The 5139-nt window shown below is 71.0% G+C and carries 5 protein-coding genes; 1 reads left to right on the forward strand and 4 read right to left on the reverse strand.

Going from position 1 to position 5139, the window contains the following annotated elements; genetic code table 11:
• On the forward strand, positions 1–447 hold a 447-nt coding region (locus C1I98_RS42080), incomplete at its 5' end, for a hypothetical protein (RefSeq protein ID WP_111171553.1).
• Between the two features lie 48 nt (positions 448–495).
• Here C1I98_RS42080 and C1I98_RS34710 read toward each other — a convergent pair.
• The 4 genes from C1I98_RS34710 to C1I98_RS34725 form a co-directional block, all read right to left on the reverse strand.
• Complete coding sequence (locus C1I98_RS34710; RefSeq protein ID WP_199537449.1) at positions 496–1458, reverse strand: tetratricopeptide repeat protein; 963 nt, start codon at positions 1456–1458, stop codon at positions 496–498.
• Between the two features lie 55 nt (positions 1459–1513).
• Positions 1514–2509, reverse strand: coding sequence for a helix-turn-helix domain-containing protein (locus C1I98_RS34715; RefSeq protein WP_146607823.1), 996 nt, complete (start codon positions 2507–2509; stop codon positions 1514–1516).
• A 95-nt stretch (positions 2510–2604) separates the two neighbouring features.
• Positions 2605–4278: a coenzyme B12-dependent isobutyryl-CoA mutase large subunit gene (icmA, locus tag C1I98_RS34720; protein ID WP_111171555.1), complete on the reverse strand. Its 1674-nt coding sequence runs from the start codon at positions 4276–4278 to the stop codon at positions 2605–2607.
• Positions 4279–4367: 89 nt separating this feature from the next.
• Positions 4368–4886, reverse strand: a complete 519-nt coding sequence (locus tag C1I98_RS34725; RefSeq protein WP_111171556.1) for a MarR family winged helix-turn-helix transcriptional regulator — start codon at positions 4884–4886, stop codon at positions 4368–4370.
• Positions 4887–5139 lie beyond the last annotated feature (253 nt).

The raw sequence follows: 5139 nt of genomic DNA on the forward strand, positions 1-5139 counted from the left end.
GCCCCCGCCCTCCCCCGCAACATCGCGACCGCCGCCGCGCTGTGGCTGGCGGCGGTCGGTGCGGGCGTCCTGGAGTCCGCCACCACCATGGCCGGCCTGCTCGCCGGCGGCTCGGCCACGCTCGCGGACCTGGCCCCCCAGATCGGCCTGCGGCTGGCCGTCTACACCGCGGCCGCCTTCGTGGCGATGCGGCTGTATCGCGGCAAGCCCTGGGCCCGGATCGCGCTGGCCGCGGGCCTCGGCGGGTTCGGCACCGTCTCGCTGGTGATCGAGCCGATCAACTGGCTGCTTTCCGGAGGGTCGGTCGCCGAGGCGGTCGCGGACGCGACCGTGCCGTCGATCGTCCTGGCGTCCATCAGGTTCCTGCACCTGATGGCGGTGCTGACGGCCCTGCCGCTGATGTTCACCCCGACCGCGAACGCCTACTTCCGCACCCGCCACGGCTGAGCCGGACCGGCGGCCGGGCCGAGCGCGGGCCCGGCCGGCCCCACGACGTCAGAACAGGGCGCTGGCGAGCGCCCGGCGGGCCTTGGACAGGGCCGGGTCGCCGTTGGGCAGGGCCTCGAACAGCCCCAGCAGGTGACGCCGGACCTTGTCGCGCTCGTCGCCCGAGGTCTGCCGGATCGTGCGGATGAGCCGGTCGAAGGCGGCCTCCACCGAACCGGACAGCATCTCCAGGTCGGCCGCCTGGCACTGGGCCTCGATGTCCTTGGGGTCGGTGGCGCGCCGCTGCACGTCGGCCGGGTCGAGGCCCTCCGAGCGCTGGATCAGGGTGACCCCGGCCAGGCCCATCGTGGCGTCCTCGTTGCTCGGCGAGTGGGCCAGCAGCCGCTGGTAGGCGGCCTTGGCCGCGTCGAGGTCGCCCTTCTCGATGGCCTCCTCGGCGGCGATCAGCTCGGGGGCGGCCTGCGGGCCGCGGCCCGGCTGCTCCTGGCCCTCCTCCGGCGGCTGCTCGCCGCCCTGGGGCAGGTGCGGGGCCAGGGCCTCCATGAGCTGGTCGAGCCACTGGCGCACCTGCGGCTCGGGCAGCGCCCCCTGGAAGCCGGTGACCGCCTGTCCCTGGAAGATCGCGAGCACCGTGGGGATGCTCTGGACCCGCAGGGCCTGGCTGATCTGGGGATTGGCGTCGACGTCGACCTTGGCCAGCACCCACTTGCCGGCCGCCTCGGCGGCCAGCTTCTCCAGGATGGGGCTGAGCTGCTTGCACGGCTGGCACCAGGTCGCCCAAAGGTCGAGGATGACCGGAACGCGCATGGAGCGCTCGATCACTTCGGCGGAGAAGGTCTCGTCGGTGATGTCGAGAACGGTGGCGGCGCCGGCCGCCCCCGGCGCGCCGCCGCCCGCGTTGTCCTGCGCCGCGGCCTGGCGGCGGGCCTGCGCTTCCAATGCCTGCTTGCGCGCACCGAGGTCCACGGCGCCGTACAGCGATCCGGGTCGATTGAAGTCCGCTGGGCTCATACATCCAATCCTGCCCCATGCCCGCGCATGCCCGTACGAGGCGGGGCGGGGCCGGTCAGATGTCGAACAGCTCCAGCAGGTCATCGCCTCTGCGGGTCCGCGTGACCCACACCTCGCGCCCCTTGCGCTCGCGGTCGATGAGCCCCGCGGAGGCCAGCCGTTCGCAGTGGTAGGTGATGGCGCTGGGCACCGTGCCGGCCTGCTCGGCGAGCCTGCTCATGGTCGTCGGCGTGTGCAGTACGGCCAGCAGCCCGGCCCGCATCTCGCCGAGCACCGCGGAGAGCTCGTCCGCCGACCGGTCACCGCCGGCCTGCCGCCACACCGCGTCGACGCCCGGCAGCGGGTAGCCGATCCACACCAGCTCGGGGTGCTCGTAGTTGACGACGATCGAGTCGCGGCCCGCCAGGGTCGGCACCAGGACCAGCCGGCGGCCGCCCAGCTCGTACCTGCCGGGTTCGAGGTCGCTGACCCGCAGAGTGCCGTCGCTGTAGACGATCCGCTCGCTGAGCGAGCCGAACAGGACGTCGTGCGCGCCCCGCACGACCGCCGCGCCGACCCGTTCCACCTCGCGCTCGATGGCGGGCCTGGCCCGCCGCCACAGCGGCTCGACGGCCGACCACACCTCGTCCACGGCCGTCGCGTACCCCTGCAGCCAGCGCCGCGGCTGGTCGGCCACGCGCCGCCAGTGTCTGGGCACCGGCTCCGTGCCGAAGGTCCGCCCCAGGTCCTCCTGCAGGTCGTCGGGCTTGGCGTCGCGCAGCCAGGCGACGTGCCGCGCGACGGGCACCTCCCCGAGCGGAGTGAGCGGCACGATGCTGTCCGGGGCGACCGAGTGGCCGGGCGCGCCGATCGGCAGCGCCGCCTCCCAGCCTTCCGGGCTGACCGCCTCCTGCACGTGTTCGCGCCAGCGGTCCGGCAATCCCCTCCGGCGGCCGGAGATGGCATCGGCCAGAATGGCCAGCGCCGTGACCTGTGGTGATACGGCTACCGTCACATGGGGCGTGGAGTCGATGCGCAGCTCGCTCCACACCCCGTTCTGTGTTCGCGGCACACTTCCCCCGGTGTTCTTACCGCCCTGAATCCCCTTTGATGACGTTAAGGGCCCACCGTATTACCTCTCCAACATTTCTTGAAGCCTGGAAGTACCTAGAACCTTGCAGGTTCGGTGTAGGTGCCCCACTCTGCCCTGAGGGCGTCGCAGATCTCGCCGAGGGTGGCCTCAGCGCGGGCCGCGTCGAGCATCGGAGGGATCATGTTGCCGCTGCCGCGGGCCGCGGCCACCAGCGCGGCCATGGCGGCGTCGACCGCGGCCTGGTCGCGTCCGGTGCGGCGCTCGGCGAGCACGCGGTTCTGTTCCCGCTCGACCTCGTGGCTGACCCGCAGGATCGGCAGCGGCTCCTCCACCGAGGCGGTGTGGCAGTTGACGCCGACGATCTTCTTCTCGCCCTTCTCCAGCTTGCGCTGGTAGTCGAAGGCGGACTCGGCGATCTCCGACATGAACCAGCCGTCCTCGATGCCGCGCAGGATGCCGGAGGTCATCGTGCCGTCGGTGCCCATCTCGCGGATGCGCTTGAAGATCGCCTCCGCCTCGGCCTCCATCCGGTCGGTCAGCGCCTCGATGTACCAGGACCCGCCGAGGGGGTCGGCCACGTTGGCGACCTCGGTCTCCTCCATGATCACCTGCTGGGTGCGCAGCGCGATCTCGGCGGCCTTCTCCGAGGGCAGTGCGAGCACCTCGTCCAGGGCGTTGGTGTGCAGCGAGTTGGTGCCGCCGAGCACCGCGGCCAGGGCCTCGATGGCGGTGCGGACGATGTTGTTGTCGGGCTGCTGCGCGGTCAGCGACACCCCGGCGGTCTGGGTGTGGAAGCGCAGCCATTGGGCCTTCTCGGTACGCGCGCCGTAGGTGTCGCGCATCCAGCGCGCCCAGATCCGCCGCGCGGCCCGGAACTTGGCGATCTCCTCGAAGAAGTCGATGTGCGCGTCGAAGAAGAACGACAGCCCCGGACCGAACACGTCCACGTCGAGCCCGCGCGACAGCCCCAGCTCCACGTATCCGAAGCCGTCGGCCAGCGTGAAGGCCAGCTCCTGGGCGGCGGTCGCGCCCGCCTCGCGGATGTGGTAGCCCGACACCGAGAGCGGCTTGTACGCCGGGATCTCCGCGACACAGAACTCCATCAGGTCACCGATGAGCCGCAGGTGCGGCTCGGGCGCGAACAGCCACTCCTTCTGCGCGATGTACTCCTTGAAGATGTCGGTCTGGAGCGTGCCGTTGAGCCGCCCGATGGGCACGCCCTGGCGTTCGGCCGCGACGAGGTACATGCAGAAGATCGGCACGGCGGGCCCGCTGATCGTCATCGACGTGGTCACGTCGCCCAGCGGGATGCCGTCGAACAGGACGTCCATGTCCATCGCGGAGTCGACCGCGACGCCGCAGTGCCCGACCTCGCCGAGCGATCTCGGGTCGTCGGAGTCGCGGCCCATCAGGGTCGGCATGTCGAAGGCCACCGACAGCCCCCCGCCGCCCGCGCCGAGGATCATCTTGTAGCGCTCGTTGGTCTGCCGCGCGTTGCCGAACCCGGCGAACTGCCGGATCGTCCATGGCCTGCCCCGGTAGCCGGTGGGGTGCAGCCCGCGCGTGTAGGGGTACTCTCCCGGCCAGCCGATCCGCTCCATGCGCGGGTCGGCGGTGCCCTCGGGCGGCCCGTAGACGGGCTCGACCTCCAGGCCGGAAAGGGTGCGGAACTCCGCGTCACGCTTGCGCGCCTGGTCGAAACGCTCCTGCCAGCGCCTGCGGCCTTCGGCTATCTGCTCTGCGTCCATACTGCTGCCTCCATGTTCCGGTACGGCAGTGCGCCTCGCCCAGCGGTCGCTCGGCGATCGACGGGTAAATACTAGGACGTCCTACTATTTTAGCCCAGGGCGGGGAAGTCTCCCGCGGCGACCCGGAGTGTGCGCAGAGCGGCGAACATCTCCTGCAACTCGGCCTCGTCGTACATGGACAGGCCGAAGTCGGCGGCCATCAGGTCGGTGGTGGCCGCGCGTACGACCTCACGTCCGGACGGCGTGATCTCGGCCAGCACGCCCCGGCCGTCCCTGGGGTTGCGCAGCCGGCGGACCAGGCCGGCCGTTTCGAGCCGGGTGACGGTGTTGGTGACGCTCGTCGGGTGGACCATCAGCCGCTCGCCGAGCTTGGACAGCGGCAGCGAGCCGGTTTTGCTGAAGGTCAGCAGTACGAGTGCTTCGTACCGGGCGAAGGTCAAGTCATACGGTTTGAGCAGCGCGTCCAGTTGCGACAGCAGGATCTGGTGCGCTCTCATGATCGATGTGACGGCTGCCATCGCCGAGGACGGCCCGAACCGGACACGCCAGGTGGCCGCCGCGCGCTCGATCGGGTCGAACGGCAGGTTGAGAGGCTGACCGGTAGGCACAGCGCATACCGTAGCGCGGCCTCGTCCCATTTCGCCCGCTTACGATGAGTAATCGAATCCACGGAATACCCAAAGGAGCTGTCCACCAAACGTCACGCTCCGTTATGGTTCTCGCATCGGATGGTGAGACGGAAGCCAAAATGGCCAAGCGGCCGGGGCGGGCACAGCCGCACCGACCGGGCCCGGCCCGGCGAGGGGACGCCGGCCGGCGCGCCACCGGCAGGTCGAGCGGTGGCGCGGGGGGCATCGGGGC

Source organism: Spongiactinospora gelatinilytica (assembly GCF_003236385.1).
Classification (GTDB): Bacteria; Actinomycetota; Actinomycetes; order Streptosporangiales; family Streptosporangiaceae; genus Spongiactinospora; species Spongiactinospora gelatinilytica.